At 34.8% G+C, this 22948-nt stretch carries 22 protein-coding genes; 19 read left to right on the plus strand and 3 right to left on the minus strand.

Going from position 1 to position 22948, the window contains the following annotated elements:
- Positions 1-26 precede the first annotated feature (26 nt).
- The 3 genes from ATN92_RS16865 to ATN92_RS16875 all read left to right on the plus strand — a co-directional run bounded on the left by ATN92_RS16865 (position 27) and on the right by ATN92_RS16875 (position 3953).
- Entirely contained in the window at positions 27-710 is a 684-nt protein-coding gene (locus ATN92_RS16865; RefSeq protein ID WP_056954216.1) for a GTP pyrophosphokinase, read from the plus strand.
- 799 nt (positions 711-1509) lie between these two features.
- On the plus strand, positions 1510-3159 hold the full coding sequence (locus ATN92_RS16870; protein WP_082604586.1) for an alpha,alpha-phosphotrehalase: 1650 nt from the start codon (positions 1510-1512) through the stop codon (positions 3157-3159).
- 62 nt (positions 3160-3221) lie between these two features.
- Positions 3222-3953 (plus strand): GntR family transcriptional regulator, encoded by a 732-nt coding sequence (locus ATN92_RS16875; protein WP_056954218.1) that lies wholly within the window; start codon positions 3222-3224, stop codon positions 3951-3953.
- Positions 3954-4005: 52 nt separating this feature from the next.
- Here the strand turns inward: ATN92_RS16875 and ATN92_RS16880 are convergent, their stop codons facing one another.
- Both ATN92_RS16880 and ATN92_RS16885 read right to left on the minus strand, forming a co-directional pair.
- Positions 4006-4728, minus strand: a complete 723-nt coding sequence (locus ATN92_RS16880) for a UTRA domain-containing protein (RefSeq protein WP_056954219.1) — start codon at positions 4726-4728, stop codon at positions 4006-4008.
- 152 nt (positions 4729-4880) lie between these two features.
- Entirely contained in the window at positions 4881-5957 is a 1077-nt protein-coding gene (locus ATN92_RS16885; protein WP_056954221.1) for a GDSL-type esterase/lipase family protein, read from the minus strand.
- Between the two features lie 193 nt (positions 5958-6150).
- Between ATN92_RS16885 and ATN92_RS16890 the strand changes: the two genes are divergently transcribed.
- The 7 genes from ATN92_RS16890 to ATN92_RS16920 all read left to right on the plus strand — a co-directional run bounded on the left by ATN92_RS16890 (position 6151) and on the right by ATN92_RS16920 (position 12948).
- Positions 6151-6846, plus strand: a complete 696-nt coding sequence (locus tag ATN92_RS16890) for a GntR family transcriptional regulator (protein ID WP_056954223.1) — start codon at positions 6151-6153, stop codon at positions 6844-6846.
- A 245-nt stretch (positions 6847-7091) separates the two neighbouring features.
- On the plus strand, positions 7092-7400 hold the full coding sequence (locus ATN92_RS16895) for a PTS sugar transporter subunit IIB (RefSeq protein ID WP_056954226.1): 309 nt from the start codon (positions 7092-7094) through the stop codon (positions 7398-7400).
- 1 nt (position 7401) lies between these two features.
- Positions 7402-8832, plus strand: coding sequence for a PTS sugar transporter subunit IIC (locus tag ATN92_RS16900; RefSeq protein WP_056954227.1), 1431 nt, complete (start codon positions 7402-7404; stop codon positions 8830-8832).
- Between the two features lie 14 nt (positions 8833-8846).
- Positions 8847-9188 (plus strand): PTS lactose/cellobiose transporter subunit IIA, encoded by a 342-nt coding sequence (locus ATN92_RS16905; protein ID WP_056954229.1) that lies wholly within the window; start codon positions 8847-8849, stop codon positions 9186-9188.
- On the plus strand, positions 9181-10665 hold the full coding sequence (locus ATN92_RS16910) for a sialate O-acetylesterase (protein WP_056954231.1): 1485 nt from the start codon (positions 9181-9183) through the stop codon (positions 10663-10665). Before ATN92_RS16905 ends, ATN92_RS16910 begins: the two co-directional genes overlap by 8 nt.
- Positions 10666-10668: 3 nt before the next feature.
- Complete coding sequence (locus ATN92_RS16915) at positions 10669-11556, plus strand: ROK family protein (RefSeq protein ID WP_056954233.1); 888 nt, start codon at positions 10669-10671, stop codon at positions 11554-11556.
- Between the two features lie 3 nt (positions 11557-11559).
- Positions 11560-12948, plus strand: coding sequence for a glycoside hydrolase family 1 protein (locus ATN92_RS16920; protein WP_056954235.1), 1389 nt, complete (start codon positions 11560-11562; stop codon positions 12946-12948).
- Between the two features lie 96 nt (positions 12949-13044).
- On the opposite strand, the gene ATN92_RS16925 is transcribed toward ATN92_RS16920, so the two are convergent.
- Positions 13045-13815 (minus strand): WxL domain-containing protein, encoded by a 771-nt coding sequence (locus ATN92_RS16925; protein WP_056954237.1) that lies wholly within the window; start codon positions 13813-13815, stop codon positions 13045-13047.
- Positions 13816-14104: 289 nt separating this feature from the next.
- Here ATN92_RS16925 and ATN92_RS16930 point away from each other — a divergent pair, with 289 nt between their 5' ends.
- From ATN92_RS16930 to ATN92_RS16970, 9 genes are all read left to right on the plus strand, one after another.
- On the plus strand, positions 14105-14977 hold the full coding sequence (locus ATN92_RS16930; RefSeq protein ID WP_056954239.1) for an ROK family protein: 873 nt from the start codon (positions 14105-14107) through the stop codon (positions 14975-14977).
- A 660-nt stretch (positions 14978-15637) separates the two neighbouring features.
- Positions 15638-15787, plus strand: coding sequence for a teichoic acid D-Ala incorporation-associated protein DltX (locus tag ATN92_RS16935; protein ID WP_056954241.1), 150 nt, complete (start codon positions 15638-15640; stop codon positions 15785-15787).
- A gap of 18 nt (positions 15788-15805) precedes the next feature.
- Positions 15806-17326, plus strand: a complete 1521-nt coding sequence (gene dltA / locus ATN92_RS16940) for a D-alanine--poly(phosphoribitol) ligase subunit DltA (protein ID WP_056954243.1) — start codon at positions 15806-15808, stop codon at positions 17324-17326.
- Positions 17319-18530, plus strand: a complete 1212-nt coding sequence (gene dltB, locus ATN92_RS16945) for a D-alanyl-lipoteichoic acid biosynthesis protein DltB (protein WP_056954245.1) — start codon at positions 17319-17321, stop codon at positions 18528-18530. Before dltA ends, dltB begins: the two co-directional genes overlap by 8 nt.
- Before the next feature lie 21 nt (positions 18531-18551).
- Complete coding sequence (gene dltC / locus ATN92_RS16950; protein WP_371125783.1) at positions 18552-18791, plus strand: D-alanine--poly(phosphoribitol) ligase subunit DltC; 240 nt, start codon at positions 18552-18554, stop codon at positions 18789-18791.
- A 3-nt stretch (positions 18792-18794) separates the two neighbouring features.
- On the plus strand, positions 18795-20057 hold the full coding sequence (dltD, locus tag ATN92_RS16955) for a D-alanyl-lipoteichoic acid biosynthesis protein DltD (protein ID WP_056954247.1): 1263 nt from the start codon (positions 18795-18797) through the stop codon (positions 20055-20057).
- Positions 20058-20163: 106 nt separating this feature from the next.
- Positions 20164-20577: a MerR family transcriptional regulator gene (locus tag ATN92_RS16960; RefSeq protein WP_056954667.1), complete on the plus strand. Its 414-nt coding sequence runs from the start codon at positions 20164-20166 to the stop codon at positions 20575-20577.
- Positions 20578-20879: 302 nt separating this feature from the next.
- Positions 20880-22091 (plus strand): quaternary amine ABC transporter ATP-binding protein, encoded by a 1212-nt coding sequence (locus ATN92_RS16965; protein ID WP_056954249.1) that lies wholly within the window; start codon positions 20880-20882, stop codon positions 22089-22091.
- Complete coding sequence (locus tag ATN92_RS16970) at positions 22084-22947, plus strand: ABC transporter permease (protein WP_056954251.1); 864 nt, start codon at positions 22084-22086, stop codon at positions 22945-22947. The genes ATN92_RS16965 and ATN92_RS16970 overlap by 8 nt, the downstream gene beginning before the upstream one ends.
- Position 22948: the final 1 nt, after the last annotated feature.

Below are 22948 nucleotides of genomic sequence, written 5' to 3' on the forward strand. Positions count from 1 at the left end.
ATTACTAATTTAAAAGGACGGAAAGTATGATACTAGAAAGATCCAATACTATTAATTTGCGGGAATTAAAGTCACAATTAGGGGATTTGGATAACCGACCTGATGTACAGGAACTATCTAAAATGATAAAAATGTATCAACTTTATCAAGCAGGTCAAAAGGAAATCAGTACTAAATTGGAAAATTTGGATTCAGAATTTCAAGTTAATTACGATTACAATCCAATTCACCATATGGAATCACGTATGAAGAAGATTCAAAGTTTACTCGAAAAGGCTGATCGTAAAGGCTATGATTTAACGGCTGAAAGTATTCAAAAGAATATTTATGATATTGCTGGTATCAGAGTAATAACTAATTACATTGATGATATTTATAAAATCGAAAAGTTACTGACTAGTCAAACTGACGTCACATTATTGAGACGAAAAGATTATTTAAAGCATCCTAAGGAAAGCGGATATCGTAGTTTGCACATTGTAGTTAAAGTACCAGTTTTTCAATCTAAAGGGCCAATTGATGTCCCAGTGGAGATTCAAATTAGAACTGTTGGTATGGATATGTGGGCCAGTTTGGAACATAAGTTACGCTATAAAACAGATACTGATAGCAACTTAGTCGATAAGTATGGCGATCGTTTGAAGGGTTACGCTGACGAACTAGAAGATATTGAACGTGGCATGCAGGATATTCATAGAGATTTGATCTAGAGTAAAGAAGGTATGATTTTTGTTGTAATGCTAACAAATATAACTGAAGTATGCCGTCGTCCGCAAAAAATCTGTGGGCCGCTGGAACGTGGTGGACACGACTTCAAGCTAATAATTCCGCACCTTGTGCGAAATTATGGATCTCGAAGATCGGTCTTATACTAACCTTGCTACGCAAGCTAAGTATAATTTCACCACTGAGGGCCCACAAATTTTTTACTACCGACTAGTTCCCTAGTTCTAATATTATTGATGTTTTAAACTTTTGAATCCATATAATCAAAAAGAAAATTTTAAATCAGAAAAACGGTCTCCATTAATCATTCAAGATATATTTTATGTACTTGAATTCTTTGATGGGACTGTTTTTATTTAGATTTTACGGTAACTGATAAAAGAAGCAGGATTTAGTCCGGAACAACAAGAAAATTGGCTCAGCCATGAAATTCATCTTAGCAATTTATTGCTTAGATGAAGGCCGAGCTTGAAGATCCATGAATTTGCACAAAGTGCAAATTTATTAGCTTCCAGTCGGCCCATGGCGTTCCAGCCAAATTTTCTTGTTGTGGAGGACGGTAATTTTACGCTATATTGGTAAGTCGGTTGGTTTTCTGAATTAGATAAACTATCTTCATAAAAAATATATTATTTTTTAAATTAAATTTTACTTGGAACTGGTGCAATAATAGTCGTTTTGGCTATATTCCATTATTCCATCCGGTATAGAACAATTGACAGATGTATAAACATATTATAAAATTGCGTCGTTAAGTGAGGACTTATATTGAGGAGTATTAAAATGAAGGAATGGCAAAAAGAAACTGTTTATCAGATCTATCCGCGCAGTTTTCAAGATTCTAACGGGGATGGTATCGGTGATATCAACGGTATTATTTCGCGTCTCGATTATTTACAAAAGCTGGGAATTGGTTTGATTTGGTTAACGCCAATGTACCTTTCACCTGGAAATGATAATGGTTACGATATCGCTGATTATTACAAGATCGATCCTGTTTTTGGAACAATGGATGATTTTGAAAAACTACTAACGGAAGCACACAAACGTGATATTAAAATCATTATGGATATGGTGTTGAATCACACTTCCAATGAAAACCCTTGGTTTAAAGAGGCTTTGAAATCAAAGGATAATCCATATCATAATTACTATATTTGGCGTGATCCCGTTGATGGACATGAACCAAACAACTGGGTTTCAAAATTCAGTGGTAGTGCTTGGAAGTATGTACCAGAATTAGACCAATATTATTTACATTTATATGATGTAACAATGCCTGATTTGAATTGGCGTAATGAAAATTTGCGAGCTGAAATTTTTAAGATGTTAACATACTGGGCCAATAAGGGTATTGATGGTTTTCGTTTGGATGTTATTAATAACATTTCTAAAGATAAGAATATGCCAAATGATACTTTTGACACGCCTTTAGATGATGGACGAAATTTCTATACTAATGGACCACATGTTCACGAATATATTCATGAAATGTACGAAAAAGTCTTTGGTCCTAATAACTTTGTTACGGTTGGTGAATTATCATCAACACCTATTTCTGAGGCTGTTAAATATACTAATCCTAAACGTCAGGAGTTATCGATGGCTTTTACTTTTCATCATGTGAAAGTTGATTATACCAATGGTAAGAAATGGACTTTGGGACACTATAAATTAACTGATTTGACTAGTATTTTGAGTGAATGGCAAACACAGATGCAACGACATGGTGGTTGGAATGCACTATTCTGGAATAATCATGATCAACCACGTGCTATCTCAAGATTTACAAATGATGATGAATATCGTGATCAATCAGCTAAATTATTAGCAATGGTGGAATTTGGATTGCAAGGAACGCCTTATATTTATCAGGGCGATGAGATTGCGATGAAGAACGCCTACTTCACTGATATTAATCAGTACAAAGATCATGAGTCAATTAATGCCTACCATGCAATGTTAAAAAATGGAATGTCTGAGGATTTGGCACTTCAAATTCTGCAACAAAAATCGCGTGAGAATTCACGATTACCAATGCAATGGGATTCAAGTAAGTATTATGGTTTCACAACAGGTCAACCATGGTTAAAGCCACAACACCATGATGATTATTCGGTTGAAGAAGTATTAAAGACGAAGAATAATATCTTCGATTTTTATCGAGCATTGATTTTTCTACGAAAACATAAAACAGTTCTTGTTGATGGTGAATATAAGTTATTGAATCCTAGGGATAATAGCGTTTATAGCTATGAAAGATTTAATAATAAGCGTAAAATTTTAGTAATGGCTAATTTTACTGAGCAAACTCATGAGCGTGATGTGGCTGCAGGTTTCGATTTAATTTTGGGGAATTATGGCGATATGCAGTTTAATCATGGGAAAGTAACTTTGCGCCCATATGAATCAGTCATGTTAGAAAAGAAGTAGATATTTAATATCTTCGAATAGATGAGGTTGTTGCTTTTAAGCAATTATATTGAGGAGAAATTATGCCAAAAAATTTATATTCAGATATATATCACATATTGAAGGGTGAAATTGATAGTAACGTTTATCCACCAAAAACAATTTTGCCTGGTGAAGAGGAATTATCAGAACGTTTTAGTGTAACTAGAAATACAATCCGCCGTGCCTTGAAGAAACTACAATCCGAAGGTCTAGTTTATACGGTTAAGGGACGTGGTGTAGTTGTACTTGAGCCAGTTACTGATAATCGAATGGTTTTTTCAGCCGCTAATCATTTTGGATTTCAAGATTTGATGAGTTTTCCACAGAACAAATCGATTCGAGAGTTGTCAACAAAAGTGTTAACCTTTGAGGAAGTTGAAATTGATAGTGCGTTGTCAGAGCACACTTCTTTCAGTTTAGGTGATATTGCTTATCACGTTGAGAGATTACGTATGGTAAATGGGAAGGCAATGGCCCTAGATACTAGTTATTTTAGAAAAGAAAATATGCCAGACTTGAGTGAAACTGATGCTCAAAAGTCTATTTATCAATATATTCGTGATGAAAATCTTTTTAAAATTGCAGCGGCTCGTTCAGTTGCGACTGTGGAGACAGCAAATGAAAAAGAAATTGGTTTGCTAGATTTGAATGAATCCAATTGTGTCGGTGTTTTAAAGAAATATGTTTATACTGATTTGGGCAGTTTGTTTGAATGTACTGAAACTAAATATATTCCTAATCATTTTTCGTTGGTTGGTTTTGAATCATATTAAGCACAAAAAAAGTGAGTACCTACTTAAAAGGGTACTCACTTTTTTGTTATGATTAGAATTTAATGATTTGATTGAAAATAAAGTTATCGGGAATAAAATGTGACTCGGTGTATTCGAATTGTTTACCATCGTCGTTGAATGCAAAACTGACCATATTACCCACGCAGTTATTGATTCCTAAATTGAGGTGTTCATAGTCAATTTGGGTAGCATGCTCAATTCGTAATTGTCGTTTGACTACAGCAATTTTCATCTGTAAATCTTTTTTTATGTAATCATAAATTGAGCCTGATGCGATTTCTGGTGTGATTTCTGGAACAATTTGCGCGTTGAAATAATTGATATCCAAAACTGCATTCTTGGTATTAATCCTGCGAACACGTTTGATGGCGTAGACGGGAACACCCACAGAGAATGATGTTTTCTGATGAAGTTTTTCGTCAACAATGATCTGTTGGAAGTCGGCAATAATTGTTTTTCGGTCTATCTTTTGATCACTATTGAGAGATTGAAGGCCATTTATTTTTGCCAAACTAAGGTTGATCTCCTTAGTTTGAGGAGTCTGCTCTAAAACAACTACTCCTTTACCTTTGACACTGTAAACAAGGCCCTCATTAACCAACTGTTTAATGGCTTTTCTGATTGCATAGCGACTAACGTTGAATTCTTCAATCAGAGCATCTTCAGTTGGCAAACGCATCTTAATGTTGTATTGTCCGCTTAAGACACGCTCTTTTAATATTGTATAAATATCGCTGTTAGTAGTTTCAACCATTATTAAATCTCCAATAAATATAATTGATCAATATATACTATTCATATTACATTATATTAAAAATGATTTAAACATATTACCTGAAAACTTAATTATAAATATAAGAATATATTCCAAAAATTTATGTGATTTATATATCATGGAATATTGTCTTAAACCATCCGCTTACGAATTAATTGTTCTTCAACAAATTTAGCAACTTGTTTACCGCCCTCGTTAGATAGATGGACGTGATCGCCATAATCAAACTCTGGTTTTAACTTGTCATCATTGCTGACAAAATCGGCAATATCAATAATATGAGGCATTTTTAATAGTTCATGATTGACGGCTAGACGAATCTTTTCCTTTTCTTCTGACCAGGCAAAAACGCCACCATTAATATTCCCATAAGCAGGTGTGATAGTCATTGGAACAAAAGTAATACCATGTTTTTTACACTTTTTCTTAAGAGCATGTACTGCCTTGACTAGGGCATTGACAGTAGGTAATTCGTTGATGGGTGCACCAGTACCAGGATGAAGCAAATCGTTGACGCCTTCCATAAATATTACAATATTAGGTTGATATTCGGCAATCATGTGATCAAAGCGGGTGAAACCAGCTTCACCAAAACTAGTGGACCATTGCGAGGTGCTGTGACCAGGATGAAGCAGACGATTACCAGAAATACCATAATTAGCAGTAACACAGTGGAATTCTTTTTCTAAATCAATGGAAAGTGGTGCTGCGTAGTTACCCTGATTAGTTAGGGAGTCACCGAATAAGGCAATTCTCTTATGAGCATGTTCAGTTTTCACTTGAATTTCTGAAATGCCGAAGAAATATTTGGTTTCTTTAGGATCAGAATTTTCAGTTCTAATTAAGTCATTAGAAATAGTTAGACCTAGTGTATGAATAGCTTTAGTAGGTGAAACAATGTCGACTGAAAGGTAGGAATCGGCGGGCAAATTGAAATCGATCCAATCAGACCATTCAACTAAGCGAGATTCCACGGCAAAAGACTTCTTGCCATCCTTTGTTACTGAAACTTTTTTCTTAGAATTAGTATAAATTTCCAAACTATCGATTACTAGTGGCGTTTCGCCATATAAATTGTTGAGTTGTAATCTAATTTTTTTACTTTCAAAGGGTTGGAATATTTCCAAATGTTGATGACCGTTAGCATTAATGTGGTCGAGGTTATCGTAGTTACTGAAGTTATGTTTCCATGTGGTAGTTTTAATCATAATAATTTCTTCTTTTTGAGGGTTCATATAATAGTATCATAACATGTTTAAACAGTTAGAGTGAAAGATAAAGTTAGAAAAAATAATGGTATAGATGAATTGTTAGACTTATCTATACCGTGAGTTATAATTACTTATAGTTCAAGTAAATATTTGTTATAACAAATATTGAGTTAAGTTCGGAGGCAAATACATGAAAGAGACGCCCAAATATGTGATTGTGGCGAATCGTTTAAGACAGCAGATTCTGGAGAAAGAATATCAAATAAATGAGCAGTTACCGCAGGAGACTGCCATAGCCAAGTCATTGAATGTTAGTCGAATCACGGTTCGAAAAGCTTTGGATATTCTGGTAAGTGAAGGATTAATTTATCGGATACAGGGGTCAGGAACTTTTGTCAAAGATAATCAACCAGGTGAGGGCGTTAAAAGTAAACAATCCTTAGAGATATTTGATTTTAATAAGTATTCCGTCAAGCTAATCAATTTTGGTGTAAGTAAGCCTAGCCCTACAGTAATGGATCAAATGAACATCAACCAGTTTGATCTGACCTATGAGATTCAACGGTTAATCATGAATGGTAAGACAATTATTGCTTTGCAAAATATTTTTATGCCGGTAAAGATAATTCAGGGAATGCAAATGGGGTCCTTAAATGGGTCAATTTATGATTTTATCGAGAAGGAACTGGATTTAAATATTGATAGCGCCATTAGAACCATTTCGTCGGAAATATCAAATGATGATACATCTAGAATATTGGACCTATCAAAGCCTGAACCTTTACTAACCGTGGAACAGCGCTCATTCTTAGATAATGGACAGATTTTTGAATATGCATATACTTACATTCGTTCGTCACAATTCTCATTACATGAATCAGTTTAGAACAAATATTGAATATCAGAAAGTGCAAATTTACGAAAGTGAATTTGCACTTTTTTTGTCTTTAAATGTTGGTACTGCGGTAAATAGGCGTTTTTAAATTTTTTAATTGAAAAATTGGAATAGGCATTGATTCATGTAATGAGAATTCAAAAGTGATATTTGTTATAACAAATATAAAAATGGTATTGACTTCAAATGTATATGCTTTTATACTGAAAGCGTTAACAAATGAAGGGGGTTTCATTATGAAACAATTAAAGATTGCTATTTTCTGTAGTGGAGGTTTTTCCACAAGTCTAATTGGTTCAAAGATGCAGAAAGTTTATGATGCTGAAGGTGCCGATGTAAAAGTTGATGCTTATGATTTCGGTATGGTTGATGAAGTTGGAGATGATGTTGACGTTATCTTGCTAGCTCCACAAATCGGTTGGGCATACGATCAAACAAAGGAAGCTCATCCAGATACACAAGTTATTCTATTGACCATGCAACAATTTGGTAGTATGGACGGACAAGTTCTTGTAGATGTATTGAAAGAGAAGGGAATTGGCTAAAATGGGGAAAAGCAAAGGAAGCGGGACACAAAAGTTCCAAGCAAACTTTACTAGAATAGCTGGTAAAATTGCTGCTAATAAATTGTTATTAACTTTACGTGATTCATTTATCATTGTTGCTGCAACATCAATGATTGCTGGTTTTGCTATTATGATTCAAAATGTTTTCGTTGATCCAACTAATGGGTTGATCTTCGGTAAACAAGGTCTAGGTTTAGGTCGTTTAATCAGTGGTTCATGGTCTGCATGGGCCACATCTGGTTTGTTCAAAGGTTTAACGACAACAGGTAATTTGATTGGACTCATTTCAAATGGTTCATTGAATACCTTTGCTGTATTGTTAGTTGTTATTTTTTCACACACATTTTCACGCAAATATTTCCCAAAGAGTAAGGAACATATGACTTCTGTTCTATACGCTCTAGGTGCATTCTTTATATGTATGCCATGGAAGTTCCAATACACACCAGATGGTGCTAAAAAGCCTATTGATGTTTTGAACTACATGGATACAACATTCTTTGGTACTAAAGGTGTCTTCGCTGCTTTACTAATTAGTGGATTCGCCGTTTGGATTTACAATAAGGTTCTTGAAAAGAATATTACTATTAAAATGCCAGACTCAGTACCACCAGCTGTTGCACGAAGCTTTGAATCATTGATTCCTGGTGTTATTACAATGGGTGTCTTCATTGTTTTGACAGGTTTGAGTACAACATTCACTGGTGAAACAATGCCTGAATTACTATTAACTGCTTTGCAAAAACCCGCTCTTGCTATTTCTGGTACTGGACTATTTGCCTTCGTATCACAAACAACATGGAGTTTGCTTCAATGGTTTGGTATTCACCCAACATCAATTTGGGGACCAATCTTTGGTTTAACATGGAATATCAATGATACTCAAAATATGCTAGGTCAAGCACATCACATTTACTCAACATTATTTATGAACTTCTCAACTGTTGCTGCTGGTTCATGTTCAGTATCACCAGTTCTAGCTTTGATCCTATTTTCAAAGAGAGCTGCTGCAAAGAAAGTTTCTAAGATTTCTTTGATGCCTGCCATCTTTAATATTTCTGAACCTGTTACTTTTGGTTTGCCAATTATCTTGAATCCTTTGTACTTCATTCCATGGGTAGTAGCTCAACCATTAGCATTCTATATCGGACTATTGTTTACAAAGCTTGGTTTCATCGGACCTATCGTAAACAATGTTCCATGGACAGTACCTACATTGCTTTCAGGACTTTTATATACTGGATCAATCAATGGATTAATTGTTCAAGCTGTAATTGTTGTTGCTACAACAGCCATTTACTACCCATTCGTTAAGATGGATAACAAGTTGAACCCAGATATTGTTAAAGAGACAGAAATGAACGAAGCTCATAAAGAATCAGAAAAGGAATTAAAGACAAGTCAAGCATAGGAGATGTCATTAACTTGGATGAAAAACAATTAAAACGCGCAATGGAATTGATCTCAGTTGCCGGAACTGCTAAATCAATGTGTATTAATGCAATGAATCAAGCAGAAAAAGGTGAGATCGATGCTGCTAGAACAACTTTGAAAGATGCCAAAAAGACTTTACATGAAGCACACAATATTCAAACTAAATGGATGACTGATGAAATGAATGGTGAACAAGTTGAAAAATCAATCATGTTGATTCATTCTCAAGATCATTTCATTTCAGCTGATATTATGATGACGGTTGCTGAAAAAGTTATCAATTTGCATGATGAAATTTCTCAATTAAAGGCTAAGGAACACGTAAATGAATAAGGATTTACAAGTAGACGGCATCTATACGGATAAGATGGTTGTTCCTGAAAACAAAACTTTTAAAATAAGTGGACGAGCCATTCGTAATACGATTGTCAGTGCCAAGATATTGGGGAAAGTTTTTACTACTATTACTGATGATAATGGATTATGGACAATTAAAATTTCAGCCTTACCAGAAAAAACGATAGCTGATATTGAATTGAAGAATTTAGATGAGACTTTGACCTTGAAAGATATTAAAACAGGTAAAGTAATTCTACTGACAGGACAATCTAATATTGAATTCAAATTTCGAGATGACGCCGAATATCAAAAACAAATTGACCATTTGAATTTACAAAATGTTTATTTCTACAACGTTCCACAATTGGAATATCAAGATAGTGAACTCACACTGCCAAAGGATTTGACCACATCTAGGTGGGAAACTGCGAATAAAGAGACACTTTGGGAAATGTCCGATATTGGTTATTGGATTGCCAAGGAATTGTCAAAGTTAGATCCTGATGAAGTAGTTGGTATTATTGATTGCTATAAAGGTGGAACTTCGATTTCTTCATGGGTTCCAGAAGAAGTCTTGCAAAGTAGTCAAGAATTGATTGAACGCTATGTTAAGCCTTTTAAAGAAGCCACGACTGGTAAAACCCAGGCTGATTATGATCGTGAATTTGCTGACTATAATGCTTCAGTAGAAAAACATAATACTGACTTAGCTAAATTTCAAAAGGAAAATCCTAAAGTTTCGTTGAGCGATGCCAAGGATAAAGTTGGTCATACACCATGGCCACCTCCAATGACACCAACATCTTATTTACGTCCAAACGGTTTGTTCCATACGATGATTGAGCAAGTAAGTAACTATTCTTTCAATAAAGTTGTCTGGTACCAAGGAGAAAACGATGCTGACAATCCTGATGTTTATGCCATTATGTTGCGTGGTTTAGTTTCGAGTTGGCGCAAATTGTTTGCCGACCAATCATTGCCGTTTTATATTGTGCAATTACCAGGTTATTATGACGAACCACAAAATGCTTGGGCCATTATTCGACAACATCAATTGAAAATTACGCAAACTTTGAATGATGTTCACTTAGTTTCCATTGCTGACACTGGTGAGAAACATAATATTCATCCTACTCATAAACGAATAGCAGGAACTAGAATTGGTAAAATCCTCTCAGATAAAAGTTACAATTCAACTCCATATGTTTATCGAAAACAAGTAGTAGGCGATCAGTTAATTTTGTTTGTCGCTTCAGTGAGTGCTTTAGTTCAACGTGGTAAAGCCGAAATGGATGTTAAAAAGGCCGGCAAGTGGTCAACACAAGAAGTTTCCGCAGTTGGCAATGTTATCGTGATCAGTAATGCCCAAGGTGTTGAAAAGATTCGTTATGCTTATGCAAATTATCCAGTGTGTACCTTATTTAATGAATTTGGTGCTCCACTAGCACCTTTTGAAATGGAGATTGAATAAAAAATGAGTAATTTAGGTTTAATTGATATTGGTGGAACATCTATCAAGTTTGCAGTAATGAAGAATGGTCAGTTGGAAAAATTAGAGCCAGTTAAAACTCCGCAAACACTCGAAGAGTTTTATCAAACTTTAACGGCTAAAGTGAATACGATGAAAACACAATATCAAATTACAGGTGTTGGTATCAGTTCACCGGGAGCTGTTAATAAGAAGACAGGTGTGGTTGAGGGAGCCTCCGCTATTCCGTATATTCATAATTTCGAAATTCAACAAGCTTTAAGTGAACGTTTCGATTTACCCGTCAGTATGGAAAACGACGCTAATTGTGCCGCTTTGGCTGAACTAGATTCAGGTGCTGGTAAGGATGTTTCAAGTTTGCTATTCCTAATTATTGGTACTGGAGTTGGTGGTTCGGTAATTATCAATCATCAAATTTGGCACGGTGCACATTTATTTGGTGGTGAATTTGGTTTTACACTTGTCGATAATAAAAATACTTTGAGCAATTTGGCTACATCGGTTGGTGTGGCTCAAAGATATAATGCCAATTCCAAACCAGTTACGAATTATAGTGGTAAAGAAGTTTTCGATTTGGCTGATCATGGAGATGCACGTGCACAAAAAGAAGTACAGACGATGTATTATTCCTTAGCCAAGGGAATCTATAACTTGCAATACAGTTTTGATCCCGAATTGATTGTTCTGGGGGGAGCAGTATCCAACAATCCACATTTGATTCCTGAAGTTGAAAAGGAAGTCGAAAAGATTCGTAAGGTTGTTAAAATTGCTTCAATTAAACCTGAAATTGTCCCATGTCACTATACTGACGAGTCTAATTTACGTGGTGCAGCAGTTGATTTTGCTCAAACTTATTCAAAGGGGGAAGCTTAAACAATGATAAAATTTCCAGATGATTTTGCCTGGGGAGCAGCTACTTCGGGTCCACAATCGGAGGGTAACTTTCATAAACCTAATCAAAATGTCTTTGACTACTGGTTTGAAAAGAAGCCAGACGATTTCTACGATGGAGTAGGACCTGATGAGGCTTCTAACTTCTATAATGATTATCAAAAAGATATTCCGTTAATGGCAAAAGCTGGTATCAAAGCTTTAAGAACCTCAATTCAATGGACACGTTTGATTAAAAATTTAGACACTGGTGAAGTTGATCCGGATGGAGCTGAATTTTATAACAATGTAATCAACTGTCTGATCGAAAATGGAATTGAGCCATACATCAATTTATTTCACTTTGATTTACCAGTTCAACTTTATCAAGAATTTGGTGGCTGGGAGTCAAAGCACGTGACCGACTTATTTGCTGATTACGCTGAGAAATGTTTTGAATTATTTGGTGATCGAGTTAAAAATTGGTTCACATTTAATGAACCTAAAGTTATTTTGGATGGAGAATACTTATATCAATTTCACTATCCATTAAAGGTTGATGGGCCAGCATCTGTTCAAGTTGCTTATAATTTGAACTTGGCATCGGCTAAAGCTATTAAACGTTTCAGAGCTTGGAAGGCAGCCAATAATTCTGATGCTAAAATTGGAACAATTCTGAATTTGACACCAGCTTATCCAGCTTCAAACGATCCAGAAGATGTTAAAGCCGCTAAGTTTGCTACTATGTGGGATGATAATATGTTCTTAGATCCAGCCGTCTTAGGACATTTTCCTGAAGAATTAGTACAGATATTAGACAATGCAGGTGTTCTTTTCCAGAGCACACCGGAAGAATTGAAATTGATTGCTGACAATACAGTTGATGTTTTAGGTGTTAATTTCTATCATCCTGAACGTGTCAAGAGACCTAGTGTTTCACCAAAGAGTCTTCAAGATTGGATGCCTGATATTTACTTCGATAATTACGAAATGCCTGGTCGAGTTATGAATGTCGACAAGGGATGGGAAATTTATCCACAGACGCTTTATGATATTGCGATTAATATTCGTGATAACTATAAAAATATTCCATGGTTTGTTTCCGAAAATGGTATGGGCGTCTCAAGAGAAGAGCGTTTCATGAAAGATGGCGTTATTCAGGATGATTATCGAATCAATTTTATTCATGATCATTTGGTTCAATTGCACAAGGGTATCGAGGCTGGTTCTAATTGCCACGGCTACTTTGTCTGGACCGCAATTGATTGTTGGTCATGGAAGAATGCCTATCGTAATCGCTATGGATTGATTCGTGATGATATCCATACACAAACAAAGACGTTGAAAAAGTCGGGACATTGGTACGCTAAAGTAAGTTCTGATAACGGATTTTAAATAAAAACAGTTAGGTCAAAATTGATCTAACTGTTTTTTTTACGTATGATCATAAAAAATCCTCTAGTTCATATTCGAACTAGAGGATTTTAGTATCTATTTGGTTGTTACTGTAGGATTTGCAGTCAATATCCAAGTTACTACGGCATTCATATTCTTAGATGATTTGTCGTAGCTGTAGTCGGAACTCTTGGGGAGAGTCATACTTGCTGAATCAGGTGTGTTAAATCCAGCTTTGATAACGCCAGGATTGTATGAACCTTTTTTAAGATCCATAACAGTTGAAGTGGTGCTGGCATTTGAAGTTAAAGAAGCAGCTTGAGTTGAAAGGTTAGTGGAACTGCTAGACACGTTATTGTTGTTGGAATCTAGTAGAGGCATAGAGCTTAAATCTAGAATAGCATCAAGAGATGTATTGTCTGCCCCAACTAGTGATCCCATTTTAGCATATAAGTTAAATCCAGGAATATCTTCTTTAGAAGTTAGATTACGTGAATCAGTAACTTGTAAAAGCCCTTTGGTATTACCATCTTCACCTGGATTTTCAATTCCAGTAGTATCGGCTGTATTATTTTTTAACTTAGCAGTTGTGCCTAAAGCAATGTTACCAAAATTGAAATCAGGTACAGCATCAAGTGTCAAGTAACCAGATAGAACAGTTACAGTGACAGTTGAAACTTTAGAATCAGCCACAGTTGTATCGTTAGCTGCCAATGAAGTAACAACAGAATCATCGGATTTAGTCAAATCACTCGTATTCACACTAATAGCATTAGCATCGGCTGCCTTAGCTGTTGTTAGGGGAGTTAAAGACAGGCTAAGACTTGTCAAAGCTAATATACGAATGATATTTTTTAGTAATTTCATTAGCTAACCCCCTAACTGTTATATTAGTGACTCTATTTCATACTTAGAGTTTATCAAAAGAAGCCATACGGTTTGTATCTAAATTTATAAATGTTTTTTATCTAAATTGAAAAATGATTATAAACAAAAACAAGACCATTTCTATTAAAAAAATTCAAACGAGTATATTTGGTGTTTAAACAGTCATATATACTAAAAATCCTTTATTTCTAATCTTTTAAACGATTTATTTGTATCTATGTTAATCTAGAGATATTAAATGAAAACGATTGCATTAGGAGAGAGAATAATGAAAGATGTTGCTTTAATAGATGTTGGTGGTACTAGTATTAAATACGGATTATGGGATAGTAAAAATGATCAATTGGTCGAAAAAGGTGCTTTTGATACTCCAAAGGATCTTGCAGGGTATTATGCGGGCTTGACCAAAGTAATCAATGATTTTAAGACCAATCATGAATTAGCAGGAGTAGGGATGAGTACTCCAGGAGCAGTTAATAAAGAGACTGGTATTATCGAGGGTGCCAGTGCTTTGCCCTATATTCACAACTTTAAGATACAGGACGAATTAGAAAAACGTTTTGGGTTACCAGTAAGTATGGAAAACGATGCTAATTGTGCTGCCTTAGCTGAAATGGATCGTGGCGTAGCCAAGGGATTGAAGAATTTGATTTTTATCGTTATTGGTACAGGAGTCGGTGGTTCAGTTATCATGGATGGACATGTTCATCATGGAAAACATCTTTTTGGTGGTGAATTTGGTTACACCCTTGCTGAAGGTTATAAGACTCTAAGTAATGTTGGTACAGCAGTTTCCCTAGCTAAACGTTACAATGAAGCCAAAGGTACTAACTATTCAGGCAAAGATATTTTCGATTTAGCTAAGAATGGAGACAAATTAGCTCAAGAATATGCTCATGATTTATATCATCATTTGGCCGTGGCTATTTATAACTTACAATATGGTTTTGATCCAGAGATGATAGTATTAGGTGGAGGAATATCTCAATCTGATACTTTAATACCTAATATTGAAAAAGAAATTCAAATCATATTAGATAAAGTAGAGATTGCTCCATTTATGCCAGTAATCAAATCATGTAAGTATCATAATGATGCCAATTTGATTGGTGCCTACGTTGACTTCAAACAGAGTATGTAATTAGTGACAAAAATCTAGAGAAGAACTTGAATCAAAAGGAGCTCATATTAACTGTATTGGTTAATATGAACTCCTTTTTTGATATATCCAAAATTAAATATATAAAGTTACCTTTACTTTCAAAAATACCGAAATAATCAAATATGATAATTGTGATTTTTGTTATTTTAAGTAAATAAATAAAAAAATATATCGGTTCTATGTAAACGATTTATCTTACAAAAATGTCACATGAGACTAACACTTTGGTAATTATGCCCTTCATTCATTTACTTTTAATTTTGGTTGTTCATAATGAAAAACGGTAAAGCAATTCTTTATCATAATTTTCTAAGCAATTAAAAGTAATTTTTTATGAGAAAGTTTACCGAGTACAAAGCGTATATTGTGGAAAGTTACAGTCAATTCAATTATAATAAATTTGTTTAAACAGATAATCAAGCAATCATATGTCGGCCTTGCGATTGGTCAAAAAGTGATAAATTTCTTTATAAAAAGAGCATACGTATGATAGCGAAGATTTTATTATAATGTTTATACAAATGATATAGAAATAACAATAATCAATTATTTAGGTTCATTTCTTAGTTTGACACCATTTATATTGAATGGTTAGATAGTTTTCGCATAAAGCAAACTCTTTTTAACGAGGTGTTGATTATGAAAAATAGTTTACTTGTTTTCCTAAAAAAACCAGCAACGGTTTTTATTATTAAGACAGTTGTATTTTTCGCTATTTTCTTAGTGCTCTTATATATATATGGGTATAACGGTGTTGGTAGTGCCAAATTTATTTACAACGAATTTTAACGGGAGAAGGTAATATTAATGAATAAAATCATTGAAAAAATAACCACCGTCGCATTACAAAACCCTGACAAAGTTTGCTACAAGAATGGGTCAGAGACACATACATATCAAGAATTAATGCAGCAATCAGATCGTGTAGCAAGTTTTATACAGGACAAATTTCTTCCTGCTAAAAGCCCACTTATTATCTACGGTGGACAACAATTTGAAATGTTAGTAATGTTCTTAGGTTCAATCAAAGCCGGACATGCTTATATTCCAGTTGACGATGGTTCAGATCCACAAAGAATCATTCAAATCAATTCAGTTGCCAAACCTTCTTTGATCCTTAATTGGAGTGACACGACAGACTTTGGAGTAGATACTCCACAGGTAACTAAAGCTGAAATCTCCAATGTACTAGCTTCTGATAATAACATTTACGATAGCAATCGTAGTGTTGGTCCAGATGATAACTTCTATATCATTTTTACCTCAGGAACAACAGGTACTCCTAAGGGGGTACAAATTAGTACGAATAACATTTTGGATTTCGTTCAATGGGCTGAAAAAGAATTTAATTATTCAGACAAGATGAATATGTTATTACAAGCACCATTTTCTTTTGATTTGTCAGTTTTCGATATTTATCCAGGATTGATGAATGGTGCTACGTTGAATGTAGTTGATAAGGATACAACTAAGAATTTTGGTAAGTTGCAAGAGGCCATCATTGAATCGGATTTCAATACATGGGTCTCAACACCATCATTCTTTGAAATGTGTCTACTATTTAGAGGTTTCGATGAGGAACACATGCCACAATTGAATAAGTTTATCTTCTGTGGTGAAGAGTTGACCCACGCAACTGCTAAGAAACTTTTGAAAAAATTCCCTAGTGCTGAACTTTATAACACTTATGGACCAACTGAGAATACAGTTGCGATTACATCAATCAAAATTGATCAAGATGCATTAGAGAAATTTGATCGTCTACCAATTGGTTACTTGAAGCCAAATATGGACCATCAAATTATTGGTGCAATCGATGAAAAGACAGGTCTCATGACTGGTGAATTACTAGTTAGTGGTCCTGATGTATCAAAGGGTTATCTAAATAATCCTGTTCAAACTGAAAAGGCTTTTGAAGAAGTTGACGGTAAGATGTTCTATCATACCGGTGACATGGTTAGTGAAGCTGATGACGGTTTGTTGTTCTATCATGGTAGAACTGATTTCCAAATTAAGATGCATGGTTACAGAATTGAACTAGAAGAAGTGGACTCAATGCTTGGTAACCTAAGACAGGTAAAGCAATCATGTACAGTTCCTTTGTATAACAATAAGAAACAAGTAAGTAAGATGATTGCCTGCATCGTTTTGGAAGATGAATTTAAAGATAATGATGCGAACGATTTAAATTCTGATATTAAAGACTCATTGAGAGAAACGACAATGGAATACATGATTCCTAACGTCTTGAAATTTGTAGAGCAACTACCAATTAGTAAAAATGGAAAAATTGATAGAAAGACTTTAATAGGCCAGATTAATGAATAACATTACACCCTATAGTAGTCCACATTATTTTATCTATTTAATGTTGCTCTTGTTACCAATCATGATTGGTTTGTGGTTTGGTAAACGTTTCAGAGTTTATGATTTTATCGCAACAGTCATTATCTTAATAATCACATTCTTTGGTGGCAATATGTCCCAAGGGATTTCATTGATATTCTATGTTCTTTACGAAATGTTATTAGTGTTTACATATCTGTCGTATCGCAAGAAACACAATAATTTCTGGATCTTTACCGGTTATGTTGTATTGGCAATCATTCCTCTAGTTTTCGTAAAGTTAGATCCACTTCTTAAGAATCAAACAATCTCACTCTTTGCTTTTTTAGGTATCAGTTATTTGACCTTCAAAGCCGTCGAAATAATTATGGAAATTCGTGATGGTGTTATTAAGGATATTAAGCCATATGAATTCGTTCGTTTCTTACTATTCTTCCCAACCATCTCATCTGGACCTATTGATAGATTCAGACGTTTCCAAAAAGATGTTATGAATGTTCCTAGTCGTGATGAATATGTTGAACTTTTGCACAGTGGTGTTAACAGATTGATGCAAGGTTTGTTATACAAATTCATTATTGGATACTTCTTTGGAACGTTACTGTTACCAAAGATTCAAATTTTGACCTTATCTTATAAGGGCGAAACTCCGTTAGGACTTTCTTGGGCTCTAGTAGCCTACATGTATGTATATAGTATGTATTTGTTCTTTGATTTTGCTGGTTACTCACTCTTTGCTGTAGCAATCAGTAATTTCATGGGTGTAAAGACACCAATGAACTTTAGAGCTCCATTCAAGTCCCACAATATTAAGGACTTTTGGAATAGATGGCACATTACCTTATCATTCTGGTTCCGTGATTTCATCTATATGCGTTTAATGTTCACTGTGATCAAACACAAATGGTTAAAGAATCGTGTCACAATTGCCAACGTCGGTTACATTACTTTGTTCCTGATTATGGGCTTCTGGCATGGTGAAACTTGGTACTACATTGTTTATGGTATTTTCCATGCCTGTGCAATGATTACTAATGATGCTTGGTTAAGATTTAAGAAGAAACATCGTAAACAAATCCCAAGCAATAAGTTTACAGAAGCATTTGCTATCTTCTTAACGTTCAATGTTGTATGTTTCAGTTTTATGATTTTCTCAGGTATTTTAGACAAATTATGGTTCGTTTAAATTAAGTTAGGAGAGTTTATTATGGATGATATTAAAGAAAAAATCGTAGGTATTTTGCAAGATGTTACAGGCCTAGACAATGTTGGTCAAGATGCTGATCAAGACCTATTTAAAGATGGTGTTCTGGATTCAATGGCAACAGTAGAAGTTTTAGTAACACTCCAAGATGATTTCGGAATTCAAGTACCAGTTTCAGAATTCGACCGTTCACAATGGTCAACTGTTAACAAAATTGCTCAACGTGTACAAGAATTGGAATAGACTATGAAAAAAAAGTTATGGATGATTTTTGGACCTGTTATAGTTGCCATTGCTGCTTTATTAATTCTACTCTGGGCGCCAATCAACTTTAAGACGGTTACACCGCAAAAAGTTAGACAGGCTGCTACTTCATTGGACATCCGAGTTTTGAAGGGTGAAAGTGTGAAGAATGCTGCTGAAAAGGAAAACTATATTCCTATTATTGGTTCATCAGAACTTTCTAGAATGGATCCGTTCCATCCATCTTCCATGGCACAAAAATATCATTGGAAGAATAAACCATTTTTACAAGGTAATCCTGGTACTGCTTCATTGACACAAGCAATGAATGTTGGTGGGATGTCTAACCTTAAGGGAAATAAAGCTGTATTCATTATTTCTCCACAATGGTTTAGTAAATCCGGTGTTCAAGCTGATGCTTTCAAATATTTCCTATCACCATTGCAATTGACAGGTTTCATTTTGAAATCTAATACTGGTGATAAAGCAATGAATAAATATGTTGCTGGAAGGATTCTTGATTTGGGAGTCAGCAAAGGCCCCATCGAAGATGATGCTCTAGAACGTATTTCTGAAGGTAAACAGATTACTAGTTTCCAACGTTTCTATATTGAGACATTTGTACGTTCAAGCTTGCAAAGTCAAGATAATCTCTTTGGATCATTATCAATGAATGATCATGAAAAGATGATTGATGATGCTGCAAGCAAGCTACCCGATAGTTACAATTATAAAGATTTAAATAAACTAGCTACTAAGATGGCCAAGCATAATTCACGTGATAATGATATGCAAATTGGTGACTCTTTCTATAAGCGTCAATTGAGAAAGAGAATTAGAACCTATAAAAATACTCACCGTCACGTTAAATATACTAGTTCACCAGAATATAATGATTTCCAAGCATTACTTTACATGTTTGCTAGAAATAAAGTAGAAGTGATGTTTGTAATTCAACCTATTAATCCACATTGGGTTAAATATACTGGAATGCCAAAGAGTTCAATCACTAACTTTGATAAGAAGATCAAGTATCAATTGAGAACTCAAGGCTTTAACAATATAGTAGATCTTTCTAATGTTAAGAATTCCAACTATATTGCTGAAGATACTATCCATATGGGCTGGCGTGGCTGGTTAATGCTAGATCACCATTTGAAGTATTATTATAAGGATAAGAAAGCAAATCCTGAAAATACACAGTATAAGATGGATGATTACTTCTTATCTAACGAATGGGCACAAACTAAGAATGTTACAAAATAAAAAAAGATGCAGAATTCTGCATCTTTTTTATTTTGATGTTATTATAAAGCTCAAGTGCCTAAACTTAACTTTAGGTTAAAGCATATGGAGGCTTTTTATGCAAGAGATGATGACTACTTATTCAATTGGAGAAGTAGCGGAAAAATTTGGATTGAGTTTACCAACAATTCGTTATTATGATAAGGAAGGATTAATTCCTAATCTTAATAAAAATGAAGCTGGTGTGAGACGTTTTACGGATGATAATATCGGTTCTTTACAAATGATTGAGTGTTTAAAGAATGCCGGAATGCCTATTCGTGATATTAAACAGTTTATGCAATGGACCCTTGAAGGGGATGCCAGTTTAGAAAAACGTTATCAAATGTTTCAAGAGTTACGTGTATCAGTAATGAAGCAAATGGAAGCTATGCAAAATACACTTAATACAATTGATTTTAAATGTAAATATTATGGACAAGCTAAAGTCGATGGTACAGAAAAATACGTTAAAAATGAAATGCATTTAGATAGGCCCTAGTAAAATGGGTCTATTTTTTTTAAAAAATTAGTAATATTTTCAAAAAAATATTTCAGACGAGTTTGTGAAAGCTCTTAAGTCTATACTATAAGTGAGATTGAATGGTGCTTGAAAATGCCGAAATTTGGGACTTTTTACGTGTTTAAACTGCTTACAAAGGGTTCAAATATTTGCACAAGCTCAAAATATTTGTTAGGGTTATAAAGGTCGCTGTTATTTATAAATTTAATAATAGCTTTTTTATTTCTAATTAATGAGCATAGGAAAGTATGTTTATTTCAATTCCAAGAATGGGGGATTTAATGAGTACTAATAAGAGTACAAAAGTAGAAGTCAAAGACTTAACTAAGATCTTTGGTAAGCATATCAATAAGGCCAAAGAGTTGAGCAGACAGGGAAAAGATAAATCGGAAATTCTCAAGGAAACAGGTGCCACACTTGGTGTAGACCGAGCAAACTTTAAAATTTATGATGGCGAAATTTTCGTTATCATGGGTCTATCTGGTAGTGGTAAGTCAACATTGGTAAGAATGATCAATCGTCTTATCGACCCTACAGAAGGGGAAATATTGATTGATGGCGAGAACTTAATGAAGATGGATAAAAAAGAACTTCGTGAGGTTCGTCGTAAGAAAATGAGTATGGTTTTCCAAAGTTTTGGATTATTACCTAATCGAACTATTTTGGAAAATGCTGAATACGGCTTGGAGATTCAAGGTGTAGATAAAGATACACGTGAACAAAAAGCTAAGGAAGCTTTGGAAACCGTTGGTATCACTGGTTACAATGATGAGTATCCTGATCAATTATCAGGTGGTATGCAACAACGTGTTGGTTTAGCCCGTGCGTTAGCCAATGATCCAGAGATCCTATTAATGGATGAGGCTTTCTCAGCTCTTGATCCATTGAATAGAACTGATATGCAAGATCAACTTTTGGATATCCAAGAGCGATTGCATAAGACAATTATCTTTATTAGTCATGATTTGAACGAAGCCTTGAAGATCGGTGATCGTATTATGATCATGAAAGATGCTCGAGTTATTCAAACTGGTACGCCAGAAGATATCTTGACACATCCTGCTGATGAATATGTTGAAGAATTTATTGAGAATGTCGATAGAAGTAAAGTCTTGACTGCTGGTAACGTAATGATTCGTCCAATGACAGTCAACATTGAAAAAGCTGGTCCTCGTTTGACCTTGAAGATGATGAAGGCTAACGAAGTTTCAACAGCTTATATTGTCAACGCTGAACGTAAACTACTCGGAGTAGTTGATGCCAACGATGTTATCAAGTTAGTTCGTGAGAAGAAAGGGGATATTACACCTATTATTCAAACTAAAGTTCCAACAACCACAGAAGATACACCAATTTCTGATTTAATGGATGATATTTCTCAAACAGGTATTCCATTTGCTGTTATCAATGATAAGAAGCAATTGAAAGGAATTATCGTTCGTGGTGCCGTTCTAGGTGCCTTGGCCGGAAATGAGGTGAGTGATTTTGAATAGTCTTTTATTAGGTAGTATTCCAGAAGTTCCATTAGCACATTGGATCGATGGTTTTGTTGATTGGTTAGTACAGTTTACCGGATTTTTCAATGCCATCACTAACTTTATTGGTTCAATCAATAATGCCTTTCAATGGGTATTCGATATTATTCCCATTTGGCTCTTTATTGTTTTAGTTATTGCTCTAACATATTACGTTAATCGGGATCAACAAAATTGGGGTCTATTGATTTTCGAATTCTTGGGTCTCTTGTTGATCTGGAACTTGAATTACTGGCGTGATATGACACAAACTTTGACCTTAGTATTAACTTCAAGTTTGATTGCCTTAGTTATTGGTATTCCATTAGGAATTTTAATGGCAAAGAGTCACACTGCCGAAGTTATTTTGAAACCAATTCTTGATTTCATGCAAACAATGCCAGCCTTTGTTTACTTGATTCCAGCGGTTGCCTTGTTTGGTATCGGTATGGTTCCTGGTATCGTAGCTTCAGTTATTTTCGCTATGCCACCAACAGTTCGTATGACAAATATGGGTATTCGTGAGGTTCCTGATGAATTGATCGAAGCCGCTGATTCATTTGGTTCAACTGAATGGCAAAAATTATTTAAAGTTGAATTACCAATTGCCAAAACTAGTTTAATGGCCGGTGTTAACCAAAGTATGATGCTTTCACTATCAATGGTTGTTATTGCTTCTATGATCGGTGCGATGGGACTTGGTACTAAAGTTTACTTCGCCGTTGGTAGAAATGATGCTGGTAATGGTTTCTCAGCCGGTTTAGCTATTGTTATCTTAGCTATTATTCTAGATAGATTGACACAATCATTAACAAGAACACGCAGAAAGAAATAGG

The organism is Companilactobacillus bobalius (genome assembly GCF_009764355.1).